This is a genomic window from Kitasatospora sp. NPDC101183 (assembly GCF_044767945.1).
Classification (GTDB): Bacteria; Actinomycetota; Actinomycetes; order Streptomycetales; family Streptomycetaceae; genus Kitasatospora.
This window is the reverse complement of record NZ_JBIWOW010000004.1, coordinates 369676-394663: the sequence shown is the minus strand read 5'-3', so window position 1 is coordinate 394663 and position 24988 is coordinate 369676. Positions and strand designations below refer to the sequence as shown.

General features: G+C 73.6%; 14 protein-coding genes and 1 rRNA gene. 12 read left to right on the top strand and 3 right to left on the bottom strand.

Going from position 1 to position 24988, the window contains the following annotated elements:
• Both rrf and ACIRRS_RS07540 read left to right on the top strand, forming a co-directional pair.
• A 5S ribosomal RNA gene (gene rrf / locus ACIRRS_RS07545) occupies positions 1–87 on the top strand; the annotation flags it as partial.
• Between the two features lie 61 nt (positions 88–148).
• Complete coding sequence (locus tag ACIRRS_RS07540) at positions 149–1060, top strand: phosphatase PAP2 family protein (RefSeq protein ID WP_402966364.1); 912 nt, start codon at positions 149–151, stop codon at positions 1058–1060.
• On the opposite strand, the gene ACIRRS_RS07535 is transcribed toward ACIRRS_RS07540, so the two are convergent.
• Positions 1053–1616 carry an acetate uptake transporter gene (locus ACIRRS_RS07535; protein ID WP_402966362.1) on the bottom strand — a complete coding sequence of 188 codons (564 nt, stop codon included), beginning with the start codon at positions 1614–1616 and terminating at the stop codon, positions 1053–1055. The genes ACIRRS_RS07540 and ACIRRS_RS07535 overlap by 8 nt on opposite strands.
• A gap of 270 nt (positions 1617–1886) precedes the next feature.
• Positions 1887–4442, bottom strand: coding sequence for a SpoIIE family protein phosphatase (locus ACIRRS_RS07530; RefSeq protein WP_402966360.1), 2556 nt, complete (start codon positions 4440–4442; stop codon positions 1887–1889).
• Between the two features lie 549 nt (positions 4443–4991).
• On the opposite strand from ACIRRS_RS07530, the gene ACIRRS_RS07525 reads away from it, so the two are divergent.
• From ACIRRS_RS07525 to ACIRRS_RS07485, 9 genes are all read left to right on the top strand, one after another.
• Positions 4992–9533: a HAMP domain-containing protein gene (locus tag ACIRRS_RS07525; protein ID WP_402966398.1), complete on the top strand. Its 4542-nt coding sequence runs from the start codon at positions 4992–4994 to the stop codon at positions 9531–9533.
• Positions 9534–9828: 295 nt separating this feature from the next.
• The gene (locus ACIRRS_RS07520) at positions 9829–10464 is read left to right on the top strand and encodes a response regulator (RefSeq protein ID WP_402966358.1); all 636 of its coding nucleotides are present in this window, start codon (positions 9829–9831) and stop codon (positions 10462–10464) included.
• Positions 10465–10651: 187 nt separating this feature from the next.
• Complete coding sequence (locus ACIRRS_RS07515; protein ID WP_402966356.1) at positions 10652–13318, top strand: DNA translocase FtsK; 2667 nt, start codon at positions 10652–10654, stop codon at positions 13316–13318.
• A 280-nt stretch (positions 13319–13598) separates the two neighbouring features.
• Positions 13599–14456: a helix-turn-helix domain-containing protein gene (locus ACIRRS_RS07510; RefSeq protein WP_402966354.1), complete on the top strand. Its 858-nt coding sequence runs from the start codon at positions 13599–13601 to the stop codon at positions 14454–14456.
• A 97-nt stretch (positions 14457–14553) separates the two neighbouring features.
• Positions 14554–16044 carry a 30S ribosomal protein S12 methylthiotransferase RimO gene (gene rimO / locus ACIRRS_RS07505; protein ID WP_402966352.1) on the top strand — a complete coding sequence of 497 codons (1491 nt, stop codon included), beginning with the start codon at positions 14554–14556 and terminating at the stop codon, positions 16042–16044.
• Entirely contained in the window at positions 16041–16679 is a 639-nt protein-coding gene (gene pgsA, locus ACIRRS_RS07500; RefSeq protein WP_402966350.1) for a CDP-diacylglycerol--glycerol-3-phosphate 3-phosphatidyltransferase, read from the top strand. The genes rimO and pgsA overlap by 4 nt, the downstream gene beginning before the upstream one ends.
• A gap of 14 nt (positions 16680–16693) precedes the next feature.
• A complete protein-coding gene (locus tag ACIRRS_RS07495) occupies positions 16694–17167 on the top strand; it encodes a CinA family protein (RefSeq protein WP_402966348.1) in 474 nt (157 codons plus the stop codon).
• A gap of 317 nt (positions 17168–17484) precedes the next feature.
• Positions 17485–17853: a helix-turn-helix domain-containing protein gene (locus ACIRRS_RS07490; protein WP_097236055.1), complete on the top strand. Its 369-nt coding sequence runs from the start codon at positions 17485–17487 to the stop codon at positions 17851–17853.
• 82 nt (positions 17854–17935) lie between these two features.
• Positions 17936–18199, top strand: a complete 264-nt coding sequence (locus ACIRRS_RS07485) for a hypothetical protein (RefSeq protein WP_402966346.1) — start codon at positions 17936–17938, stop codon at positions 18197–18199.
• 69 nt (positions 18200–18268) lie between these two features.
• On the opposite strand, the gene ACIRRS_RS07480 is transcribed toward ACIRRS_RS07485, so the two are convergent.
• Positions 18269–22975 (bottom strand): ATP-dependent helicase, encoded by a 4707-nt coding sequence (locus ACIRRS_RS07480; protein ID WP_402966344.1) that lies wholly within the window; start codon positions 22973–22975, stop codon positions 18269–18271.
• Positions 22976–23186: 211 nt separating this feature from the next.
• On the opposite strand from ACIRRS_RS07480, the gene ACIRRS_RS07475 reads away from it, so the two are divergent.
• Positions 23187–24728 (top strand): S8 family peptidase, encoded by a 1542-nt coding sequence (locus tag ACIRRS_RS07475; protein WP_402966342.1) that lies wholly within the window; start codon positions 23187–23189, stop codon positions 24726–24728.
• Positions 24729–24988 lie beyond the last annotated feature (260 nt).

The following is a 24988-nucleotide window of genomic DNA, read 5'->3' as shown; positions in this document are numbered from 1 at the left end:
GGTTACATTCCGAACCCGGAAGCTAAGCCTCATAGCGCCGATGGTACTGCAGGGGGGACCCTGTGGGAGAGTAGGACGCCGCCGAACAATTATTCCAAAAAGACCCCCTCCCATTCGGGAGGGGGTCTTTTTGCGTTACCCTCTGCGAATGCAGAACCTGACCCTGACCTGGCAGTCCGCCGGGGGCACCGCAGTCGTGCTCTACGGCGGTGCGTACGCGGCGGCGAAGGCCCGGAGGGCCGGCCTGTCGGCGCTGCTGCGCGAGGCCGGCACGCTGTTGGCGCTGTTCGCGCTCTGGCAGCTGGTGGGCCGGCTGTCCGTGATGGGGACGGAGCACGCGCTGGACCGGGCCCGCTGGATCCACCGCACGGAGTTGGCGGTCGGGCTGCCGGACGAGGCCTCGCTGCAGGACGCGGTGACGCCGTACCCGGTGCTGGTGAGGTTCGCCAACTACTACTACGCGTCGATGCACTTCGCCGTGATGCTGGGCGTGCTCGCCTGGGTGTTCTTCCGGCACCGCGAGCGGTACGCGTGGGTGCGGAACACGGTGGTGATCACCACGGCGGTCTGTCTGCTGGTGCAGTTCATCCCGGTGGCACCGCCCCGGATGCTGCCGCAGAACGGCTTCGTGGACGTGGCCGCGCAGTACGGGCAGTCGGTGTACGGCGGCGCGGTCGGCGGGATGGTGGTGGCCGACCAGCTCTCGGCGATGCCCTCGGTGCACGTGGCCTGGTGCGTGCTGGCGGCGGTCGCGGTGGTGCGGGTGTCGCCGAGCCCGTTCCGGTGGGTGATGGTGCTGCACCCGGTGCTGACGGTGGCCGTGGTCGTCGTGACGGCGAACCACTTCTGGGCGGACGGCATCGTCGCCGTCGTGATCCTGCTCCTCGCGTACGCGGCGCAGGCGTTCGCGGCACGGCTGGGGGGCAGGACCCCCGCGGTGGCGGAGGCCCTGCCCCGATCAGGTGCCGAGCGCGTCGAGCCCGTCGGGTCCGTCGAACCCGCCGAGGGGCCCGGGAACGAGCCCGAGAGGGTGAAGGACGGCTCCCGGCAGGTCACTTGACCGGCAGGGAGACCTTCCCCCAGGAGCCGTTGCTCAGTGCGGAGGTCGCCCAGTACCAGGCGGCCAGGCCGGAGAGGGCCGCGACCCAGCCGGCGACCTTCGCGAGCCCGCCGTAGCCGCCGAAGGTGGCGATGGCGGAGAGCACGAGGGAGAGCGTCAGCAGCCCGTAGACGGCCCGGCTGAGCAGACCCGCGCCCCAGCTCGCCGCGGTGAGGGTGAGGGCCAGCAGGGCCCACAGCAGCAGGAAGAGACCGGCGGCGTTCTTGCTCGCCCCGCCGGCCGCCGACCAGGTCGCCCAGAAGGCGCCGAGGCTGGTGAAGGCGGTTCCGGTGAAGCCCTCGCCGCCGCGGAGCTGCCAGAGGCCCGCGAGGAAGAGGGTGACGCCGCCGAGCAGGTGGGCGAGGTGGGCCGCGTCTCCGACGCCGGTGCCCTTGAGGACACCTGTGGAGAGGAGGCCGTAGGCGAGCAGTGTCAGGCCGAGTGCGAGGTAGCCGAGGTTACCCGCGTCGGCTCCGGTGGAGCGGGCGTTCGATGCCCCGGTTGCGTCGTTGCTCACCGGAGGCTCCTTTCACTCTGGGCGCGCGCAGGGCGCAGTGAACCCTTTGACGGTTTGTCGACGAGTGGATGCGCGCGACCGCGCCGAGGGCGCACGACGGAGAGCGTGCGGGGGCTGCGGTCAGAAGTGAGGTCAGAAGTGATGGGCCGGCGGAGAGCCGCCGGTCACGTCCTCTTCCGGGGGAATCCCCGGCGAGATCGGTTTACCCGGCCCAACCCGCTTGTACCCTTGTGAAGATAACAATTCGTGACGGCGTGAGCTGTGGAACGTTCACGATTGGCGCTGGGTCGGAACCCGCAGGGTCAGGATCGCCATGTCGTCGGACGGCGGCTCGGGGGCGAAGCGTTCGACGGCGCGCTGGACGCGGGTGGCGACGGCTCCGGCGGTGAGGCCGGTGCAGCCGGTGAGGACCTCGGCGAGACCGTCGTCGCCCAGCATGCGCAGGCCCTCGCGGCGTTCGGTGACGCCGTCGGTGACGCAGAGCAGGACCTCGCCGGGGGAGAGCACCAGGCGCTCGGCGGTGAGGTCGAGGTCCTCCAGGACGCCGAGGAGGGGCTGCGGGGTGGCGGCGCGGTCGACGCGGCCGTCGGTGCGCAGGCGCAGTGGGAGGGGGTGGCCGGCGCAGACGAGGGAGAGCTCGGTGCTGCCGTCGGGCATCGGCGTCAGCTCGCCGTAGAGCAGGGTGAGGAAGCGGCTGCGCGAACCCTCGTCCAGGATGGCCGCGTTGAGGCGGCTGAGCACCTGAGGGGCGTCCAGGCCCTCGCGGGCGAGCAGGCGCAGCGAGTGGCGGGCCAGGCCGGTGACGGAGGCGGCCTCGGGGCCGGTGCCGCAGACGTCGCCGATGGCGAAGCCGTAGGTGCCCTCGCGGATGGTGAACAGGTCGTAGAAGTCGCCGCCGACCTCGTTGCCCTCGCCCGCGGCCTGGTAGAAGACGTCCACCTCGACGCCCGGGATCTCGGGCAACTCCGGTGGCAGCAGGCTGCGTTGGAGGGCCTGGCTGGTGGCCGTGCGCTCCGAGTAGAGGCGGGAGTTGTCGAGGGCGAGGGCGGCCCGGCGGGAGAGGTCCTCGGCGAGTTCGAGGATCTCCTGGCGGAACCGGATGCCGGTGGGGACGCCGAGGGCGAGCAGGCCGATGACGCGGTTGCGGGCGGTCAGCGGCAGGACGACGGTCTCGCCGAGCACGCCGGAGAGCCCGGGGCCGTCGGTGAGTCCGTGGGCGGCGGCGGTGTCGGCCGGGGCCGTCCAGAAGTCGACGCCGTGGGTGGGGCCGGCCTCCGGGGCGGGGGTCTTGTCGAGGAGGTCGCGCAGCGGGTCGATCCGGTCCTCGTCCTCGTGCAGGACGAAGGCGAGGTCGGCGGGGGAGCCGTGGTCGGCGTTGGTGTAGACGGCGCACCAGGAGGCGAGGGTGGGGACGGCCATCTGCGCCATCAGGGCGAGGGTCTGCTCGTGTTCGAGGGTGCCGGCGAGCAGGTCGGAGGCCTCGACGAGGAAGGAGAGCGAGCCCCGGCGCAGCCGCTCCAGCTCGGAGAGCCGGGTGCTCTCGATGGCGAGGGCGACGCGGTCGGCGGCGAACTGCAGGCGCAGCGCGTCCTCGTTGTCGTAGCAGCCGGGGACGGCGGTGGCGATGCCGAGGGAGCCGATGAGGCGGCCCTCGACCTTGAGCGGGACGGTGACCAGCGAGCGCATGCCGCTGCCGGTCAGGAGCGGCATGCCGGTGGGCCGGCTGTCGAGGTCCTCGTGGACGGAGGGCAGGCGCGCGGAGTCGTAGCGGTTGCCGGTCTCGACGGGGAAGCGGGCGTGGCGGCGGTGCCCGGAGGTGAGGCCGGTGGCGGCGCGGACCTCGAACTCGGTCTCGTCCTCGGTGGTGAGCAGCAGGTAGGCGGCGTCGGCGTCGAGGAGGTCGCGGGCGCGTTCGACGGTGCGCTGGAGCAGGCTGTCGAGGTCGTCGGTGGCGACGGGACCGGCCAGCAGGTCGAGCCGGGGGCCGGCGCCCTCGCCGCGGTCGCCGGGCAGGGCGCGGGCGGGGGAGCGCAGGACGGCGCGCTCGGGTTCGAGGACGAGCAGGCAGAGGGTGGAGGGGACGCCCTCGGTGTCGCGCACGCGCACCTGGAGGCCGTACACCTCGACCTCGGCGCCGTCGGGCAGCCGCAGGCCGTAGCCGCCCTCCCAGCGGGCCAGGCGCAGGGTGTCGGTGAGGCCGAGGCCGTGCCCGCCGGTCTGGGGCCAGACGGCGAGGTCGGCCCAGGGTCGGCCGAGGACGGCGGAGGCGGGGTACTGGAAGAGCGCCTCGGCGTCGGGGTTCCAGGCGAGGACGCGGCCGTCCTCGTCGAGCTGGACGACGGCGACGTGGACGGGACCGGGGCCGCTGGGCAGGTCGCTGCCGGGGGTGGCGGGAACGGCGTAGCGGGTGCCGGTCACGTGTTCGGGCAGGGCGAGGCGGAACCAGACGGTCTTCTGCCCGGCCGCGTACTCGACGCCCCAGCGTTCGGCGAGGGCGGAGCACATCAGCAGGCCCCGGCCGCCCTCGCCGTCGGGGTCGGCGTAGCGGTCGGAGGAGGGGCCGTCGCCGAGGGTGGGCAGTCCGCGCTCCGGGTGGTGGTCGGTGACCTCGATCCGGACGGACTCCTCCTCGCGCAGGCAGCAGACCTCGGCGGCCGTTCCGGCGTGCACGACGGCGTTGGTGACGAGCTCGCTGACCAGGACGACGGCGTCGTCGACGACCTCCGGCAGGCCCCAGCCGAACAGTGCGTCCCGGACGAATCCGCGGGCGGCGGCGGCGGACCGGCCGTCCGGGTCGAAGGTGGCGGCTGCGCGCGCGGTGACCACGTTGCCACTTCTCCTCTGCTGCTCTGGCCTGGCTGTCCGGGGTGCGGCGCCGACTCCCCGTGTGCGCCGGACCGGGTGAGCGGCGGCGCTGGGGTCGGGTCGTGGCCCGGTGCAGCGCTCCACCCTACTTTCCGCTTGGTTCCCCGTGGGGGCGGGGCGGTGAAACAGGCTCCTGAGGGTGATTCTGCCCACCTGTTCCGGACGGTGTGGTACCAACCGTGCGCAACCGGCCGTGCACGCGGCGCCGGTGCTGCCAGACTGGGGGGTCCGCGACGGCCGGCGGGAGCAGTACGGTCGGTCGTGGGCGCCGGCGTCCCGTGAGGGCCCGCCGGCGCGCTGCCCGGCCGGACCGGTGACCGGGCGCGTGCCGTACGGGCACGGGCGGTCACCGGATGGTTCACGACGTGGGAGGGGCCCCTTTTGAGCACGGCCACCAAGGACGCAACCGGTACGACGCCGCCCGCAGCGCGCGGCGGACGCTCCGGCGCCGCGCCGCGGAACGCGGCCGGTCGCCAGAGGAGCCACAACCGCGGCGCGGAGCCGGCGGAGCTGCGCAAGCTGCTGTCCGCGCTGACGGCGATGCGCGACGGCAACTTCCGCCGCCGGCTGACCGTCCCGGGCGACGGCCCGCTGGCGGAGATCGCGGCGGTTTTCAACGAGGTCGCCGAGCGCAACCAGCACCTGACCGGCGAGCTGGCCCGGGTGCGGCGGGCGGTGGGCCGCGAGGGCCGGCTGAACGAGCGGCTGGAGACGGGCGCGGGCGAGGGCGCCTGGATGGCGGCCGTCGACAACTGCAACGCGCTGATCGACGACCTGGCGCGGCCGATGGCCGAGGTGGGCCGGGTGCTCACCTCGATCGCCGAGGGCGACCTGGAACAGAAGATGGAGCTGCGCTCGCTGCACAGCAACGGGGTCAGCCACCCGCTGCGCGGCGAGTACCTGAAGATCGGCCGCACCGTCAACGGACTGGTGGACCAGCTCTCCGAGTTCACCGACGAGGTGACCCGGGTCGCCCGCGAGGTCGGCACCGAGGGCAAGCTCGGCGGCCAGGCCAAGGTCCGCAGCGTGTCGGGCAGTTGGAAGGACCTGGCGGACTCCGTCAACACCATGGCCGGGCGGCTCACCGCCCAGGTGCGCAACATCGCCCAGGTGACGACGGCGGTGGCCAAGGGCGACCTGTCCCGCAAGGTCACCGTGGACGTGGCCGGCGAGATGCTGGAGCTGAAGAACACCGTCAACACGATGGTGGACCAGCTGAACGGGTTCGCCGCCCAGGTCACCACGGTGGCCCGGGACGTCGGCACCGAGGGCCGACTCGGCGGGCAGGCCCAGGTGCCGAGCGTGGCCGGGGTCTGGCGCGAACTGACCGACTCCGTCAACTTCATGGCCGACAACCTGACCGGCCAGGTCCGCAACATCGCCCAGGTGACCACGGCGGTGGCGCGCGGGGACCTCTCGCAGAAGATCGAGGTGGACGCCCGCGGCGAGATGCTGGAGCTGAAGAACACCATCAACACGATGGTGGACCAGCTCTCCGGCTTCGCCGAGCAGGTGACGCGGGTCGCCCGCCAGGTGGGCACCGAGGGGCGCCTCGGGGGCCAGGCGCAGGTGCCCTGGGCGGCCGGGGTGTGGCGGGACCTGACCGACAACGTCAACTTCATGGCGAACAACCTCACCGATCAGGTGCGCAACATCGCCCAGGTGACGACCGCCGTCGCCAAGGGCGACCTCTCGCAGAAGATCCAGGTGGACGCCCGCGGGGAGATCCTGGAGCTGAAGAACACCATCAACACCATGGTGGACCAGCTCTCCTCCTTCGCGGACGAGGTCACCAGGGTCGCCAGGGACGTCGGTACGGAGGGCATCCTCGGCGGGCAGGCGAGCGTGCCCGGGGTGTCGGGGACGTGGAAGGACCTGACCAACTCCGTCAACCTGATGGCGAACAACCTGACCAGCCAGGTCCGCAGCATCGCCGAGGTCACCACGGCCGTGGCGCGCGGAGACGTGTCGAAGAAGATCACCGTCGACGCCCGGGGGGAGATCCTGGAGCTGGTCACCACCGTCAACACGATGGTCGACCAGCTGTCGGCCTTCGCCGACGAGGTGACCCGCGTCGCCCGCGAGGTGGGCACCGAGGGCATCCTGGGCGGCCAGGCCCGGGTGCGCGGGGTGTCGGGCATCTGGAAGGACCTGACCGACAACGTCAACTTCATGGCGTCCAACCTGACCGGACAGGTGCGCAACATCGCCGAGGTCGCCTCCGCGGTGGCCCGCGGTGACCTGTCCAAGAAGATCACCATCGACGCCCAGGGCGAGATCGCGACCCTCGCCGGGACGCTCAACACGATGGTCGACCAGCTGTCCGCGTTCGCGGTCGAGGTGACCAGGGTGGCCCGCGAGGTCGGCACCGACGGGACGCTGGGCGGCCAGGCCGGCGTGCCGGGCGTGGCCGGCATCTGGAAGGACCTGACCGACAACGTCAACCAGATGGCCAACAACCTCACCGGCCAGGTCCGCAACATCGCGCTGGTGATCACGGCCGTCGCCCGGGGCGACCTCTCGCAGAAGATCGACGTCGACGCGCGCGGCGAGTTCCTCCAGCTCAAGACCAACATCAACACGATGGTCGACCAGCTCTCCGCCTTCGCCGACGAGGTCACCCGCGTCGCCCGCGAGGTGGGCACCGACGGCCGCCTGGGCGGCCAGGCCCGGGTGCCCGGGGTGGACGGCACCTGGCAGGACCTCACCGAGTCGGTGAACGAGCTGGCCAACAACCTGACCCGGCAGGTGCGCGCGATCGCGCAGGTCGCCACCGCCGTGACCAGGGGCGACCTGAGCCTGCGGATCGACGTGGACGCCGCGGGCGAGCTCGACGAGCTCAAGGACAACATCAACCAGATGATCGCCAACCTGCGCGAGACCACCCGCACCAACCAGGAGCAGGACTGGCTCAAGACCAACCTGGCCCGGATCTCCGGCCTGCTCCAGGGCCGCCGGGACCTGGAGGCCGTCGCCTCGCTGATCATGACCGAGCTGACCCCGGTGGTCTCCGCCCAGCACGGCGCCTTCTTCCTCGCCCAGCCGGCCGGCCGCACCGCCGAGCTGATCACCGAGGACGACGACGAGAACGACACCGTGCTGCGGCTGATCGGCAGTTACGGCTACCAGCGCCGGGCGATGCCGACCACCTTCCGGCCCGGGGAGTCGCTGATCGGCCAGGCCGCGGTGGAGAAGCGGGCGATCATCGTCAAGGAGGCGCCGCCCGGCTACCTCAAGGTCGCCTCCGGCCTCGGCGAGGCCTCCCCGGCCCACATCGTGGTGCTGCCGGTGCAGTTCGAGGGCCGGCTGCTCGGGGTGATCGAGCTGGCCACGTTCAGCTCCTTCACCACCGTCGCCCTGGACTTCCTCAACCAGATCGCCGACCTGATCGGCGTCACGGTCAACACCATCAGCGTCAACACCAAGACCGAGGGCCTGCTGCTCGAATCCCAGCGGCTCACCGCGGAACTCTCCATGCGATCCGCCGAGTTGGAGGCGCGCCAGGAGGAACTGGAGCGCACCAACGAGGAGTTGCAGGAGAAGGCCGAGCAACTCGCCCAGCAGAACCGCGACATCGAGATCAAGAACAGCGAGATCGAGGAGGCCCGGCAGGTCCTGGAGGAGCGCGCCGAGCAGCTCGCCCTGGCCTCCCGGTACAAGAGCGAGTTCCTGGCCAACATGTCGCACGAGCTGCGCACCCCGCTCAACTCGCTGCTGATCCTGGCCAAGCTGCTCTCCGACAACAACGAGGGCAACCTCTCGCCCAAGCAGGTCGAGTTCGCCGACACGATCCACGGCGCCGGCTCCGACCTGCTCCAGCTGATCAACGACATCCTCGACCTGTCCAAGGTCGAGGCCGGGAAGATGGACGTGCGCCCCTCCCGGATCGCGCTCGTCCAGCTCGTCGACTACGTCGAGGCCACCTTCCAGCCCGTCGCCCTGGACAAGAACCTGGACTTCGCCGTCCGGGTCTCGCCCGCCCTGCCCGTCACCCTGCACACCGACGAGCAGCGGCTCCAGCAGGTGCTGCGCAACCTGATCTCCAACGCGGTGAAGTTCACCGACGCGGGCGCCGTGGACTTCTCCATCGCCTCCGCCGGGCGGGACGTCCCCCAGCACGTGCGCGAGCGGCTGCTGGAGTCCGGTTCGATCCAGGGCCCCGACGACGAGCTGATCGCCTTCGCCGTCTCGGACACCGGCATCGGCATCCCCGGCAACAAGCTGCGGGAGATCTTCGAGGCGTTCAAGCAGGCGGACGGCACCACCAGCCGCAAGTACGGCGGCACGGGCCTCGGCCTGTCGATCAGCCGCGAGATCGCCCGGCTGCTGGGCGGCGAGATCCACGCCGAGAGCGAGCTGGGCAAGGGCTCCACCTTCACGCTGTACCTGCCGCTGCGCGGCGGGTCCCAGGACGGCGCCCCCGGCGGCCCGGTCGCGGCGGGGGCCGGCCTGCCGCGCGCCTCGGTCGGGGTGACGCCGGTGGGCCTGCCCGTGCCGGTCGGGGAGAACCCGGCCGACCACTGGGCCCAGGAGGTCCGGGAACTGGCCGAGGAACGCCGCAGGGGCGCCCTGGAGCGCCGCCGCAGCGCCGCCCTGGAGCCGGGCCCGGCCGGGCCCCGTACGGTGGAGCCCGTCGCCCCGCCGCGGCCCGGGCGCGCGGACACCCGCTTCGACGGCCAGCAGGTGCTGATCGTGGACGACGACGTGCGCAACGTGTTCGCCCTCACCAGCGTCCTGGAGCAGCACGGCCTGACCGTCCTGTACGCGGAGAACGGCCGTGAGGGCATCGAGATGCTCGAGCAGCACGAGGGCGTGGCGCTGGTGCTGATGGACATCATGATGCCGGAGATGGACGGCTACGCGACCACGGAGGCGATCCGCCGGATGCCCCAGTACGCGGGCCTGCCGATCATCGCGCTGACCGCCAAGGCGATGAAGGGCGACCGCGAGAAGTCGCTGGAGGCGGGAGCCACCGACCACATCACCAAGCCGGTGGAGACCGACCACCTGCTGTCGGTGATGTCCGAGTGGCTGCGTACGGACCGTTCGTGAGGGGACGGGGGCGTGAACTCCCGGTGGTGCACCGGGGTTCGCGCCCTCGGCTCGACCGGTTTGCTGGCGGCCGGGCCCGGGAACCGGGTAGGGTCACCGATCGTTGCGAACAGTGACCGGACGGCGACGCGCTGCTGAGCGTGCGCCGGAGCGCGCGCCGTGCGCCGCTCCGGATCAGGTCCTGACGGAGCGATGTGCCGGGTGAGGGGGTGCGGCTAGCATGACCGGGGTAGCGGTGGGCGGGGCGCGAGTGCCCGCACCGGTGGGCAGGCAGGCGACAGGAGGGCGAGCCCCGATGCAGAAGGCGAAGATCCTCCTGGTCGACGACCGGCCGGAGAACCTGCTGGCGCTGGAGGCGATCCTCTCGGCCCTGGACCAGACGCTGGTCCGCGCGGCCTCCGGGGAGGAGGCGCTCAAGGCGCTGCTGACGGACGACTTCGCGGTGATCCTGCTGGACGTCCAGATGCCCGGCATGGACGGCTTCGAGACCGCCGCCCACATCAAGCGCCGCGAGCGCACCCGGGACATCCCGATCATCTTCCTCACCGCGATCAACCACGGCCCGCACCACACCTTCCGGGGTTACGCGGCCGGCGCGGTGGACTACATCTCCAAGCCCTTCGACCCGTGGGTGCTGCGGGCCAAGGTCTCGGTGTTCGTCGACCTGTACGCCAAGAACTGTCAGCTGAGGGAGCAGGCCGCGCTGCTGCGGCTGCAACTGGAGACGGGTGGCGGCGAGGCGGCCGCCCACGGCGCGCTGCTGGGCGAGCTGTCCGCGCGGCTGGCGGCGGTGGAGGAGCAGGCCGAGGCGCTCGGCAAGCAGCTGGACGGGGTGGAGGACGCCGCGGTGTCCGCCACGGCGGGGCACCTGGAGCGCAAGCTCGTGGCCCTGCGCCAGGCCCTGGACGCGATGCGTCCGGGTGCCTCCTGAGGCACGTTCGAGGCGGTCCCGGGGCAGTCCCGAGGGCCCCACAGGGCACTTCGGCCTCGTCCGTTCGGGTGATTTCCTGAGGCGGCCGGGTGAATCCGGGTCAGCATGACGGTGTGTCTGCGACACGTCCGGGCCCCGGGCTCGGGCACATGTGCACCGCCGACGCGCCCCGGTAGGCTGCTGACCCATGGCCACTCGTACGCCCGGAAGCGCGGCACGCAAGCAGGGTCCGGGACCGTCCAAGAAGGCCGCGGCGAAGGCCCCCGGCAAGCCGCCCGCCAAGAAGGCGGCCGCCCGCAGGGCCCCCGCGAAGCAGGCCGCACCCCCGCCGCCCCCGCCCCGCCGGGGTCTGGTCATGGGCGCCCTCAACGCCGTCGCCAGCCCCGTCGCCGCGATCTTCCGGGGCTTCAACGACGGCGCCAAGAACCTCCACCCCGCCCACCGCAAGGACGGGATCGGGCTGCTGCTGTTCGCGCTGGCCCTGGTCGTCGCCGCCGGCACCTGGTTCAGCTCCGAGGGCTGGCTCAACCAGTCCGCCACCGCCGTGGTGTCCGGCCTGTTCGGGCGGCTCGACGTGCTGGTGCCCTTCCTGCTGGCCGGGATCGCCATCCGGCTCTGGCGCCACCCGGAGCTGCCCGAGGCCAACGGCCGGATCGTGATCGGGCTGAGCGCCCTGCTGGTCGGCGTCCTCGGGCTGGTGCACATCGGCTGCGGGGCGCCCACCATGGGCAGCGGCGCCTCCCGGATAAGGACGGCCGGCGGCATCATCGGCTGGGCCGTCTCCACCCCGGTGATGGCCGCCGCCGGGCCCGCCGTCGCCGTCCCGCTGCTCCTGCTGCTCTCCTTCTTCGGCCTGCTGGTCGTCACCGCCACCCCGGTCAACCGCATCCCCGAGCGCCTGCGGGCGGGCGGGATACGGCTCGGCGTGATCGAGCCCGGCCCCGAGGACGAGTACGGGCGGGGGCGCACGCCGGAGCGCGAGCTGTCCACCGACCCCCCGGAGGACGCCGACCCGGACGCCCTGCCGTACTCCGTGGACTCCGACGGCGAGGACCCGCGCGACGAGGTCGGCGCCCGCCGCCGCCGGCGCCGCCGCAAGCCCGCCGAGGACGAGGAGCAGGCCGAGGACGGCCGGATCTCCCTCGACAAGGAGCCGCTGGACCCGTACGCCACCCGCGACCTCGCCGCCGGCGCGGCCGCCGACCTGGACGGCGCGCTGGTCTACGGCGTGCCGGCCTCCTCCGCGGTGGCGGACATGATGCACCAGGTGCAGGACCGCACCGCCCCGCCCGAGGAGCCCGCCCTCCCCGCCGCCCGCAGCGGCGGCCCGGGAGCGCCCGAGGAGCACGGCCCGGCGCCCGTGCGCATGGAGCAGCTCCAGCTCTCCGAGGGCATCACCTACGCCCTGCCCTCCCTCGACCTGCTGGAGCGCGGGGGCCCGGCCAAGGCCCGCAGCGCCCTCAACGACGAGGTGGTGGCCCAGCTCACCAGCACCTTCGCCGAGTTCAAGGTGGACGCCAAGGTCACCGGCTTCACCCGGGGCCCGACGGTCACCCGCTACGAGGTCGAACTCGGCCCGGCCGTCAAGGTCGAGCGGATCACCGCGCTCGCCAAGAACATCGCGTACGCGGTGGCCAGCCCGGACGTGCGGATCATCAGCCCGATCCCGGGCAAGTCCGCCGTCGGCATCGAGATCCCCAACCGGGACCGCGAGATGGTCAACCTCGGCGACATCCTGCGCTCGCGCACGGCCGCCGAGGACACCCACCCGATGAACGTCGGCATGGGCAAGGACGTCGAGGGCCACACCGTGATGGCCAACCTCGCCAAGATGCCGCACATCCTCGTCGCGGGCGCGACCGGCGCGGGCAAGTCCTCCTGCATCAACTGCCTGATCACCTCGATCCTCGCCCGGGCCACCCCCGACGAGGTGCGGATGGTGCTCGTCGACCCCAAGCGCGTCGAGCTCACCGCGTACGAGGGCATCCCGCACCTGATCACGCCGATCATCACCAACCCCAAGAAGGCCGCCGAGGCCCTCCAGTGGGTGGTGCGCGAGATGGACCTGCGCTACGACGACCTCGCGGCGTTCGGCTTCCGGCACGTGGACGACTTCAACGCCGCCGTGAAGGCCGGGACCGTCACCCCGCCGCTGGGCAGCGAGCGGGAGCTGCGCCCGTACCCGTACCTGCTGGTGATCGTCGACGAGCTGGCCGACCTGATGATGGTCGCCCCGCGCGACGTCGAGGACTCGGTGGTGCGCATCACCCAGCTGGCGCGCGCCGCCGGCATCCACCTGGTGCTCGCCACCCAGCGGCCCTCGGTGGACGTCGTCACCGGCCTGATCAAGGCCAACGTGCCCTCCCGGCTGGCCTTCGCGACCTCCGCGATGGCCGACTCCCGGGTCATCCTCGACCAGCCCGGCGCGGAGAAGCTGATCGGCAAGGGCGACGCGCTCTTCCTGCCGATGGGCGCGAGCAAGCCGATCCGCATGCAGGGCGCGTTCGTCACCGAGGCGGAGATCGCCAGGGTGGTCCAGCACTGCAAGGACCAGCTGAGCGCCGTCTACCGGGACGACGTGACGGTGGGCGGCGGGCCCAAGAAGGAGATCGACGAGGAGATCGGCGACGACCTCGACCTGCTGGTCCAGGCGGTCGAGCTGGTGGTCTCCACGCAGTTCGGCTCCACCTCGATGCTCCAGCGCAAGCTGCGCGTCGGCTTCGCCAAGGCGGGCCGGCTGATGGACCTCATGGAGTCGCGCGGGATCGTCGGCCCGAGCGAGGGCTCCAAGGCCCGCGACGTGCTGGTGAAGCCGGACGAACTGGACGGTGTGCTGCTGACCCTTCGCGGCTGAGGGGCGCTCAGGGGCTGATCGGCCGTGTCCGAGGGGGGTGTTCACTCGTTCGGAGGAGGGCGGGCGAACCCCGGGGAACCGAACGTCCGTGCACCGCGTCACACGGCGAAAAAGCGCACCCCGGATTCCCGCGCGCTCCTCCGCCGACGACCCGTCGGCGGAGCCGGCCCCCCGGCCGGAGCGGCCGCGCGCATTCGGGCCTGTTCCGCTTGAGAAACGATCCGCCTCCGCCCCTAGACTGTTCTCCAGCAGGTGGCCATCCGCTCGAAAGGCGTGCCCCGTGACCATCGGCAAGTCCCCCGACCGCGAGAACGCCCCGTCGTCCGTCGCGCCGACCGACGACGCGGTGCAGGCGGCCGATGCCCCGAGCATCGGCCGGGTGCTGTCCACCGCCCGGCTCGAGGCCGGGCTGACGGTGGACCAGGTGAGTACGGCGACCCGCGTGCGGGTGCCGATCGTCCACGCCATCGAGGAGGACGACTTCGGCCGGTGCGGCGGGGACTTCTACGCCCGCGGCCACATCCGCGCGATCGCCGCGGCCGTGGGAGCGGACGGCGAGGAGCTCGTCGCCCGGTACGACGCGGCCCACGGCGGCTCACCGGCCTCCAAGCGGCCCACCCAGCTCATCGACAGCGGCCCGATCAAGGTGCCCGGGCGCGGACGGCCGAACTGGGCCGCCGCCATGGTCGCCGCGATCGTTGCGGTCGTCGCCCTCATCGGCTTCAACCTCGTCAGCGGCAAGGGCGCCCACACCGGGACGGGCACGGCCAGCGCGCCGCTGCCCAGCGGCTCCGGCACCGGCTCCGTCGCCCCGGCCGCCCCCTCCGTGCAGCCGCCGGCGCCCGCGCCGACCGCCGCCGCCATCGCCGCCGTCCCGGCCGACAAGGTCACCGTGAAGCTGGTCGCCGAGGGCACCAGCTGGATCTCGGCCACCGACGGCAACGGCAAGTCGCTGTTCCAGAACAACATCAGCGAGGGCCAGGACCAGACCTTCACCGCCGACAAGCTGATCAAGCTCGTCCTGGGCAACGGCGGGGCCGTGCACGCGTACGTCAACGGCAAGGACCTGGGACTCCTCGGCAAGGACGGCCAGGTGGTGCACGTCACCTACACCCCCGGGGACCCCCAGGCGGGCTGACCGGACGGGCCCGTACGGCCCGGAGATGATCAGGTGATCCGAGGCGCGCGGCCTCCGGGGCGAACGGCACCGGAAGCCGCGCGTTAATCTTGGGCCTATGCCTGAACGCCGTACTGTCGCCCTTGTCACGCTCGGATGCGCCCGCAACGAGGTGGACTCCGAGGAACTCGCCGGGCGACTGGAAGCCGACGGCTGGTTGCTCGTGGACGACGCCGCCGACGCGGACGTCGCCGTCGTCAACACCTGCGGCTTCGTCGAGGCCGCCAAGAAGGACTCCGTGGACGCCCTCCTGGAGGCCAACGACCTCAAGGGTCACGGCCGCACCCAGGCCGTCGTCGCCGTCGGCTGCATGGCCGAGCGGTACGGCAAGGAGCTCGCCGACGCCCTGCCCGAGGCGGACGGGGTCCTCGGCTTCGACGACTACACGAACATCTCCGACCGCCTCCAGACGATCCTCTCCGGCGGCCACCACGCCGCGCACCTGCCGCGCGACCGCCGCAAGCTCCTGCCGATCAGCCCCGCCGAGCGCCAGTCCGCCGCCGAGACCGTCGCCCTGCCCGGCCACGGCGCCGAGGCCCCCGCCGAGCCGATCGCCGACCTGCCCGACGGCCTCGCCCCGGCCTCCGGCCCGCGCACCCTGCGCAAGCGGCTGGACGACAACCCGGTGGCCTCCGTCAAGCTCGCCTCCGGCTGCGACCGGCGGTGCTCCTTCTGCGCCATCCCCGCCTTCCGCGGCTCCTTCATCTCCCGCCGCCCCTCCGACGTCCTGGGCGAGTCCACGTGGCTGGCCGAGCAGGGCGTGCGCGAGGTCGTCCTGGTCAGCGAGAACAACACCTCGTACGGCAAGGACCTCGGCGACATCCGGCTGCTGGAGACGCTGCTCGGCGAGATCGCCGCGCTGGACGGCGTCGAGCGGGTGCGGGTCTCCTACCTCCAGCCCGCCGAGATGCGCCCCGGCCTGATCGACGCGATGACCGGCACCGCCGACGTGGTGCCCTACTTCGACCTGTCCTTCCAGCACTCGGCGCCCGCCGTGCTGCGCCGGATGCGGCGCTTCGGCTCCACCGACCAGTTCCTGGACCTGCTGAAGACGATCCGCGACAAGGCCCCGCAGGCCGGCGCCCGCTCCAACTTCATCGTCGGCTTCCCCGGCGAGACCGAGGAGGACTTCGCCGAGCTGGAACGCTTCGTCACCCACGCCGGGCTGGACGCGATCGGCGTCTTCGGCTACTCCGACGAGGACGGCACCGAGGCCGCGACCTACGACGGCAAGCTGCCCGAGGACGTCGTCGCCGAGCGCCTGGACAAGCTCAGCCGCCTCGCCGAGGAGATGACCGCCCAGCGGGCCGAGGCCCGGATCGGCAGCGAGGTCGAGGTGCTGATCGAGTCGATCGAGGACGGCGTGGTCGAGGGCCGCGCCGCCCACCAGGCCCCGGAGACGGACGGGCTGACCACCCTCACGGGCGTCGAGGCGCCCGAGGCCGGCCAGTTCTGGCGGGCGAAGGTCGTCGCCAGCGAGGGCGTGGACCTGATCGCCGAGGCGCTGGAGCAGGTGCGCGTGCGCCGGGCCCCGGGAGCCGGGGAATGACCAAGGGGCCCGGCGCCACGGCCGCGGCCCACCCGGGCAGACCGGCGGCCGCGATGCCGGCGACCCCGGGGATCTGGAACATCGCCAACGTGCTCACGATGATCCGGGTGCTGCTCGTCCCGGTCTTCGTGGCGCTGCTGTTCGCCGGCGGCGGGCACGACCCCAGGTGGCGCTCCGTCGCCTGGGCCGCGTTCGCGGTCGCGATGATCACCGACCTGTTCGACGGTGAGATCGCCCGGCGCAAGGGCCTGGTGACGGACTTCGGGAAGATCGCTGACCCGATCGCCGACAAGGCGATCATGGGCTCGGCGCTGATCGGCCTGTCCGTCCTCGGCGATCTCGCCTGGTGGGTCACCGTGGTGATCCTCGCCCGCGAGCTGGGCATCACGCTGATGCGCTTCTGGGTGATCCGCTACGGCGTCATCCCGGCCAGCCGCGGCGGCAAGCTCAAGACGCTCACCCAGGGCACCGCCGTCGGCATGTACGTGCTGGCGCTGACCGGCTGGCTGGCCACCGGACGGGCCGTGCTGATGGGGCTGGCGGTGCTGCTGACCGTCGGCACCGCGCTGGACTACATCGGGCAGGCGCTGCGCCTGCGCCGCGAGGGACTGGCCGCGGAGCGCGCGGACCGGTGAACGGGGGGCACGGGGTGGACTTCCAGCTGGCGGAGAAGGCGCACGCGCAACTGCGGGCCCGGGGGGCCACGGTGGCCGTCGCCGAGTCGCTGACCGGCGGGCTGCTGGCCGCCGCCCTGGTGGACGTTCCCGGGGCCTCCGCGACCTTCCGGGGCTCGGTGACCGCGTACGCGACGGAGCTCAAGGCCTCGGTGCTCGGCGTGGACGAGGGACTGCTCGACGTCCACGGGCCGGTGCACCCGGTGGTGGCCGCCCAGATGGCCGAGGGCGTGCGCCGGCTGCTGGGGGCCGACTACGGGCTCGCGACGACCGGCGTGGCCGGGCCGGAGCCGCAGGGCGGGCAGCCGGTGGGCACCGTACACCTGGCCGTCGCCGGTCCGGGGGGAACTCTGGTCACTTCGCCCCGGCTGTCGGGCGGTCGTGCCACAATCCGTCACGGGGCGGTGACAGCCGCGCTGGAGCTGCTCGTCGCCGGGACGGCCCGCTGAGGGCCCCGGTCGAGGGCGTCTCCACCGAACCTGGACCTGCCGACTGGCGCACCGGGATGGACGGGCCGGAGGATCGTGTTACATCCGAAGGCCTGGTTGGGCAGAAACCAGGTGGCGAACGGATTGCGTGACGGTGGCCGGGTGGCCCGCGTCGGGTACCACGAGGGGCCCGCAAACCCGGGTGCGACACCGGAACAAGGAGGGGGACGGCCTTGCAGCCCAGAGTGAACACGGACAGGGTCCCCGCACGCGAAGCGGCCAAGGCGGTACGGTGGGGGCGTGACATCTCGATCCGCAGTCCGAGGAGGGAGGCACCGATGATCCTGCTCCGTCGCCTACTGGGCGATGTACTGCGTCGGCAGCGCCAGCGCCAGGGCCGCACACTCCGCGAGGTGTCGGCGGCCGCCAGGGTTTCGCTCGGATACCTCTCCGAGGTCGAGCGGGGACAGAAGGAGGCCTCCTCGGAGCTGCTCTCCGCCATCTGCGACGCACTCGACGTCCGGATGTCCGAGGTCATGCGCGAGGTCAGCGACGAACTGTCGCTCGCCGAACTTGCGGCGATGGCCACCCTCTCGGAAGGTGATCTGCTGAGGCCGGTACTCGAACCGGTTCCGCTGCCCGCCCCCGGCTCCGACCGGGCGACCATGTCGCCCAAGGCCGCCGCCATGGACGTGGTCGCCGCCTGACTCCGGCCTCGCACTCCCGGCCGTGAGAGGTCGGGGACGAGCGGAGGAGGCGGTCGTGCGGAGATCCGCGACGGTGCGCACGGTGGCCCGAATACGGCTGCGGGCGCGGCGGTTGGTGCCGTGGCGGGCGCGCTGGGTCCTGGTGGCCCTGGGCGCGGGGCTCGCCTGGTGGCTGGTGGCCGTCCGGGGACAACTCGTGGACGGTGCGGCGCTGGGGCTGCTCGCGGCCGGCGGCTGGGGGCTCGGTCTCATCCCGGTCCACGCCGACCGGAGCGCGACCGGACCGGTGCGCCGCCGCCGAGGGGAGCCGGTGCCCGTACCGGCGGAACCGCCGACGACCGGCTGAAGTGAACGTGGCGAGGGCCGCGGAGGTGAACTCCGCGGCCCTCGTGCTGTGTTCAGGGGCGTACCGGCTCTACGGGCGCAGGCGCAGGCCGCGCGGGGTGGCGTGGAAGCCGGCCTCCTCCAGGGCGCGGCCGAGGTCCGAGCCGAGGGCGGGCTCGCCGTTGGCCCGTTCGACCGTGACGCTGCCGAGGGCCCCTTCGCGGGCGGCGGCGGCCAGGGCGGAGGCGGCCACCGCGAGGGTGGCGCCGTCCTGGGGCCAGGCCAGCAGGGACTTGCCGCCCCGCTCGACGTACAGCGCCAACTCGCCGTCCACCAGGACGACCAGGGCGCCGGCCTTGCGGCCCGGGCGGTGGGCCTTCGTCTCTCCGGTGCCGGGGGCCGTGGGCGGCTCGGGCCAGGGCAGGGCCGCCCCGTAGGCGTTCGCCGGATCGGCGGCGGCCAGCACCAGGGGCTGCGGGGGATCGGCGGCGGGGGCGGCCGGCCACTCGGCGGCGCGGGTGCGCTCCAGGCGGCCGTTGACCGAGCGCAGGCGGTCGGCGGCGCCCTCCATCGCGAACTGGGCGCCGCCCAGACCCTCGACGAAGTACCCCCGGCGGGCCCGGCCGCGCTCCTCCATGGCGGCCAGGACCCGGTAGACCCCGGCGAAGCCGCCGGGCACCCGTTCGGCGGCCACCGTGCCCCGGGTGAGCAGGCCGTGCCGGTCCAGCAGGCTCTGCGCCTGGGCGGTGGCCCGGACGGTCGGGTCGGTGTCGGGGGAGGGCAGCAGTGACCAGCGGCCGGCCACCGTGGGCGGGCCGGTGCGGCCTGCGGAGGCCCCCGGACGACCGGAGGGGCGGCCGAAGGGGCGGCCGGCGCCGCCGTAGCGGCCGCGCGGGGTGGACCGGGGCGCGCGGTGGGCGGTGGCGCCCGCCGTACGGCCGGAGCCGAGCAGGGCGCGCAGCGGGGCGAGGGTGTCGTTGGTGACGTACCCGGCCCAGACGAGGTCCCAGAGGGCCTCGACGGCCTCCGGCTCGGGGGTGTCCTCGGGCAGCTGCTGGACGAGCTGGCGGAAGAAGAGGCCGTAGCCGCCCTCCAGGGCCCGCAGCAGGGCGCTGTGCAGCGGGGTGAGGGCGGGCGGGACGGGCTCGGGGCGCAGCAGGTGGGCGTTCTCGGCGAGGTGGAGGCTGAGCCAGCCGTCCTTGCCCGGCAGGGCGCCGGCGCCGCACCAGCCGATCTCGCCGGCGGCCGTCAACTCGTCGAGCAGGCCGGGGGAGTAGTCGGCGAGGCGGGCCGGGAGGATCAGCTTCTCCAGGGCGGAGGCGGGCAGGGCGGTGCCCTGGAGCTGCTCGACCACACGGAGCAGGCCGTCCGGGCCGCGCAGGCGGTGGCCCGAGAGGTGCTGCCACTGGGGGAGGAAGGCGGCCAGGGCGCGCGGGGGGACGGGCTCGACCTCCTGGCGCAGGGCGGCCAGGGAGCGGCGGCGCAGGCGGCGCAGGACCTCGGCGTCGCACCACTCGGCGGCGGCGGTATGGCTCTCGGCGGGTCGGAACTGCCCTTGGACGAGGCGGCCGGAGGCGGTGAGGCGCTGCAGGGTGCCGGTGACCACGGCGGTGCCCAGGCCGTAGCGGGCGGCGGCCTCGGCGGCGGTGAAGGGGCCGTGGGTGCGGGCGTGGCGGGCGAGGAGGTCGCCCAGGGGGTCCTTGACCGGTTCGGTGAAGGCCTCGGGGACGCCGACCGGCAGCGGGGTGCCGAGGGCGTCGCGGAGCCGTCCGGCGTCCTCGATCGCGGCCCAGCGCTGCTCGCCGCCGATCCGCACGGCGATGACCCGGCGCGCGGCCTCCAGTTCCAGGGCCCAGAGCGGCTCGGCGCCCCGGGTCGTCAACTCGGCCTCGGTGAGCGGGCCGAGGAGGCGCAGGGCGTCGGCGACGCCCTCGGCGTCCTTGACGCGGCGCTCGGGGGTGAGGCGCTGGAGCTCGGCCTCCAGATCGGCGAGGACCTGGGGGTCGAGGAGCTCGGACAGCTCGGCCTGGCCGAGGAGTTCGGACAGCAGCCGGGAGTCCAGGGAGAGGGCGGCGGCGCGGCGCTCGGCGAGGGGGGAGTCGCCCTCGTAGAGGAACTGGGCGACGTAGCCGAAGAGGAGGGAGCGGGCGAAGGGGGAGGGCTCGGGGGTGGTGACCTCGACCAGGCGGACGGCGCGGGACTCCAGGTCCCCCATCAGCTCGACCAGGCCGGGGACGTCGAAGACGTCCTGGAGGCACTCGCGGACGGCCTCCAGGACGATCGGGAAGGAGCCGTACTCGGAGGCCACTTCGAGGAGTTGGGCGGCGCGCTGGCGCTGCTGCCACAGCGGGGTGCGGCGGCCCGGGCTGCGGCGGGGGAGCAGCAGGGCGCGGCCGGCGCACTCGCGGAAGCGGGAGGCGAAGAGGGCGGAGCCGCCGACCTGGTCGGTGACGAGCTGCTCGATCTCCTGGGGGTCGAAGAGGGCGGCGTCGGCGCCGACGGGGGCCTCGTCGCCGGAAGCGGGCTGTTCGGAGGGGAAGTCGAGGAGGTCGGCGTCGGGGAGGCGCAGGACGATGCCGTCGTCGGCGTGCATGACCTGGGGGTCCAGTCCGTGCTTCTCGCGCAGGCGGGCCGCCAGGGCGAGGGCCCAGGGGGCGTGGACCTGGGCGCCGAAGGGGGAGTGGATGACGATGCGCCAGTCGCCGAGTTCGTCGCGGAAGCGCTCGACCACGATGGTGCGGTCGTCGGGGAGGTGGCCGCAGGCCGTGCGCTGTTCGGCCAGGTAGTCGAGGAGGTTGGCGGCGGCCCAGTCGTCCAGGCCGGCCCGCTTGAGGCGGTCGGTGGCCTCCTCGGGGGCGAGGGCGCCGAGTTCGCGGGTGAACGCGCCCAGGGCGCGGCCGAGTTCGAGGGGGCGGCCGAGGGTGTCGCCCTTCCAGAAGGGGAGGCGGCCGGGGATGCCGGGGGCGGGGGTGACGAGGACCTTGTCGTGGGTGATCTCCTCGATGCGCCAGGAGGTGGTGCCGAGGGTGAACACGTCGCCGACGCGGGACTCGTAGACCATCTCCTCGTCGAGTTCGCCGACGCGGCCGCCGCCCTTCTTTCCGGTTTTCGAATCGGACGCAGTGGTGCCGGCGATGAAGACACCGAAGAGGCCGCGGTCGGGGATGGTGCCGCCGGAGGTGACGGCCAGGCGCTGGGCGCCGGGGCGGCCGGTGACCGTCCCCGCGACGCGGTCCCAGACGAGGCGGGGGCGCAACTCGGCGAAGGCGTCCGAGGGGTAGCGGCCGGCGAGCATGTCGAGGACGGCGTCGAAGGCGGACTGGGGGAGGGTGGCGAAGGGCGCGGCGCGGCGGACCACCGCGAGCAGGTCGTCCACCGGCCAGGCGTCCAGGGCCGTCATCGCGACGAGTTGCTGGGCGAGGACGTCCAGCGGGTTGCGGGGGATGCGCAGCGCCTCGATCCGGCCGGAGCGCATCCGCTCGGTGACCACGGCGGACTGCACGAGGTCGCCGCGGTACTTGGGGAAGAAGACGCCGGTGGAGACGGCGCCGACCTGGTGGCCGGCCCGGCCCACGCGCTGGAGGCCGGAGGCGACCGAGGGCGGGGACTCGACCTGGACGACCAGTTCGACGGCGCCCATGTCGATGCCCAGCTCCAGGCTGGAGGTGGCGACCACGGCGGGCAGCCGGCCGGCCTTCAACTCCTCCTCGACGAGGGAGCGCTGCTCCTTGGAGACGGAGCCGTGGTGCGCCCGGGCGATCACCGCGGGGGCGCCCTTGGCGGCGCCCGAGCCGCCCATCAGCTGGGCGGGGGCGTGGGCCTCGGGGGCGGCGGTGCCCGTGGCCCGCTCGTGGGCGATCTCGTTGAGCCGGTTGCACAGGCGCTCGGCCAGGCGGCGGGAGTTGGCGAAGACGATGGTCGAGCGGTGGGCCTCGACGAGGTCGACGATGCGCTCCTCGACGTGCGGCCAGATGGATGTCTGCCGCTGCGGGTCGCTGTCGGAGGCTCCGCCGGTGGCGGGGGCGGCGGGGAGGTCGTCCAGGTCGGGGACGGGGACGACGACGGAGAGGTCGAACTCCTTGGCGGAGGGCGGCTGGACGACCGCGGCCCCGCGCCGGGGGCTCAGGAAGCGGGCGACCTCCTCGACGGGGCGGACCGTCGCGGAGAGGCCGATGCGGCGGGCGGGGCGGTCGAGGAGCTCGTCGAGGCGCTCCAGGGTGAGGGCGAGGTGGGCACCGCGTTTGGTTCCGGCGACGGCGTGGACCTCGTCCAGGATCACGGTGTCGATGCCGCGCAGGGCCTCGCGCGAGGCGGAGGTGAGGAGGAGGAAGAGGGACTCGGGGGTGGTGATCAGGATGTCCGGCGGGTGGGTGGCGAAGCGGCGGCGGTCGGCCGCGGGGGTGTCGCCGGAGCGGATGGCGACCTGGACCTCGGGCTCGGGCAGGCCCAGGCGGACGGCGGCCTGGCGCAGGCCGGTCAGCGGGGCGCGGAGGTTGCGCTCGACGTCCACCGCGAGGGCCTTCAGCGGGGAGACGTAGAGGACCCGGCAGCGGCGCTTGGGGTCGGCGGGGGGCGGGGTGTTGCTGAGGCGGTCGAGGGCGGAGAGGAAGGCGGCGAGGGTCTTGCCGGAGCCGGTGGGGGCGACGACGAGGACGTCGGTGTCGCGCTGGATCGCCCGCCAGGCCTCGGACTGGGCGGTGGTGGGGGCGGAGAAGGCGCCGGTGAACCAGGCCCGGGTGGCGGGGGCGAAGCCCGCCAGGGGGTCGGCGGGTGACGGGGGTGGGGTGTGGGGCGCCATGCCCCCATGGTGCCGGGTGGGGGTGACAGGCGGGGGGACGGCTGGGGGCTGGGGGACGGTTGGGGGTGGCCGGGCGCGGCTGGGGTGGAGGGCTGGGGTGGAGGGTGTAGCTGGGGGAGCGGGAATGATGGTCGGCTCATATGGTGAGGATTCGGGCACGTGGACAATCCGTGACCGCGAACTCACCGGACCGACGAGTGGAGATCGCGCGATGCCGCAGGCGCACCTGATCGGCGGGGCTGCTCGCCGCTGTTCGCGGCGGTGGGTGCGGGGGCCGGTGCGGGCGCTGCTGGCGATGGTGCTCACGGCGCTGGTGCTCGGGGGCGCGGTGCCGTACGTGTCCGGGCGGGCGTACCTGAGCTACCTGGTGCTGGGGGAGCGGGTGGACGCCTCGGGAGCGGCGGTGGCCTCCTCCGAGAGCCGGGGGGCGGGTGGGCAGGTCGTGCAGGAGTATCCGCAGATCGGGGCGGTGCTGGTGTACGCGACCGGGGGGTTCGCGGAGAAGCTGCGGGGGCGGCCGGGGATCGCGGCGGTGGGGGCGACGCGGACGGCTCCGGTGGTGTCGCCTCCGCGGGGTGTGGTGGGGGCGGGGGACTTCGCGGCCGGGCGGGGGAGCGGGGACGCCGTGGACGGGGTGGAGCGGGCGGACGAGGCGCCGGTGGTGCCCGATCCGGGGCAGGGGGACGGGTGGAACCTGGCGATGGTGGGGGCGGTGAGCGCCTGGGGGGACGGCGCGCCCGTGGCGCGGGTGGGGGCGGACGCCCTGCGCAAGGTGCTGGTGGCGGTGCTGGACTCCGGGGTGGACGACACGCATCCGGACCTGCGGGCGGCGGTCGACCCGAAGGCCTCCGCGTCCTGTGCCGACGGCAGGCCGGACGCCCGGTTCGGGTCCTGGCGGCCCGACCCGGGGGTGGGGGAGAGCGGGCACGGGACGCACGTCGCGGGGATCGTCGGGGCGGCGGGGGAACGGCAGGGTGCCGGGCAGGGTGCTGGTGGGCAGGGTGGTGGGCAGGGTGTCAGGGGGGTGGCGCCGGGGGTGCGGATCGGGGCCGTACGGCTGCTGGGGCCGCTCGGGCAGTACTACGCCGAGAACATCGTCTGCGGGATGCTCTGGGCCGCCGACCACGGGGCGAAGGCCGTCAACAACAGCTACTTCGCGGACCCGTGGAAGTACAACTGCCCGGAGGAACCCGACCAGGCGGCGATCACCGCGGCCGTGGGGCGGGCCGTGGACTACGCGCGGGCCAAGGGGGCGGTGGTCGTCGCCTCCGCGGGCAACGACGGGCAGGACCTGGGGGCGGGGCGGACCGACGAGCGCAGCCCCAACGACCGGGTGACGGGCGCGGCGCGGACGCGGTACCTGGGGACGGAGTGCATCCGGCTGCCGGGGGAGCTGCCGGGGGTCGTCACGGTGACGGCCGTGAACCGGGACGGGAGGCCGTCGGGGTACTCCAACTTCGGGCGCGGGCACGTGTCGCTGGCGGCGCCCGGGGGCGATCCGGACGGGGGGCCGCGCGGGGCGATCGTGTCGGACTGGCCGGGCGGGCAGTACGCGGCGCTGGCGGGGACGTCGATGGCGGCCGCGCATGTGACGGGGGCGGTGGCGGTGGTGGCGGCGGGGCATCCGGAGTACGGGGCGGAGCGGTTGGAGGGGGTGTTGGCGGAGGCGGCTTCGGGGGGGTGTTCGGGGGGGCCTTACGGGTGTGGGGATCGGCGGTACTTCGGGGCGGGGCTGGTGGTGTTGCCTCGTTGAGGTGGGGGCTTTCGGGAGGGTGGGGGCCGGGGGCGGCTCCGGGGGGGGCCGCTCCGTGGGGCTGGATGATTTTCAGACTGCCGCCCTGTGGGTCCGGGGTTGGGCGCCGTTGGCAGTCTGAAAATCACCCGCAACGCCCCACTCCGGGCCACCCCCTGCGCCGCCCCCTCCCGCAGCGCGTCCCTCTCGCTGGGGTTGGGTCGTCGTGGGGGTAGGTGGGGTGGTTGCTGTGGGTGGGTTTCTGTTGCGGCCGCGCGGGC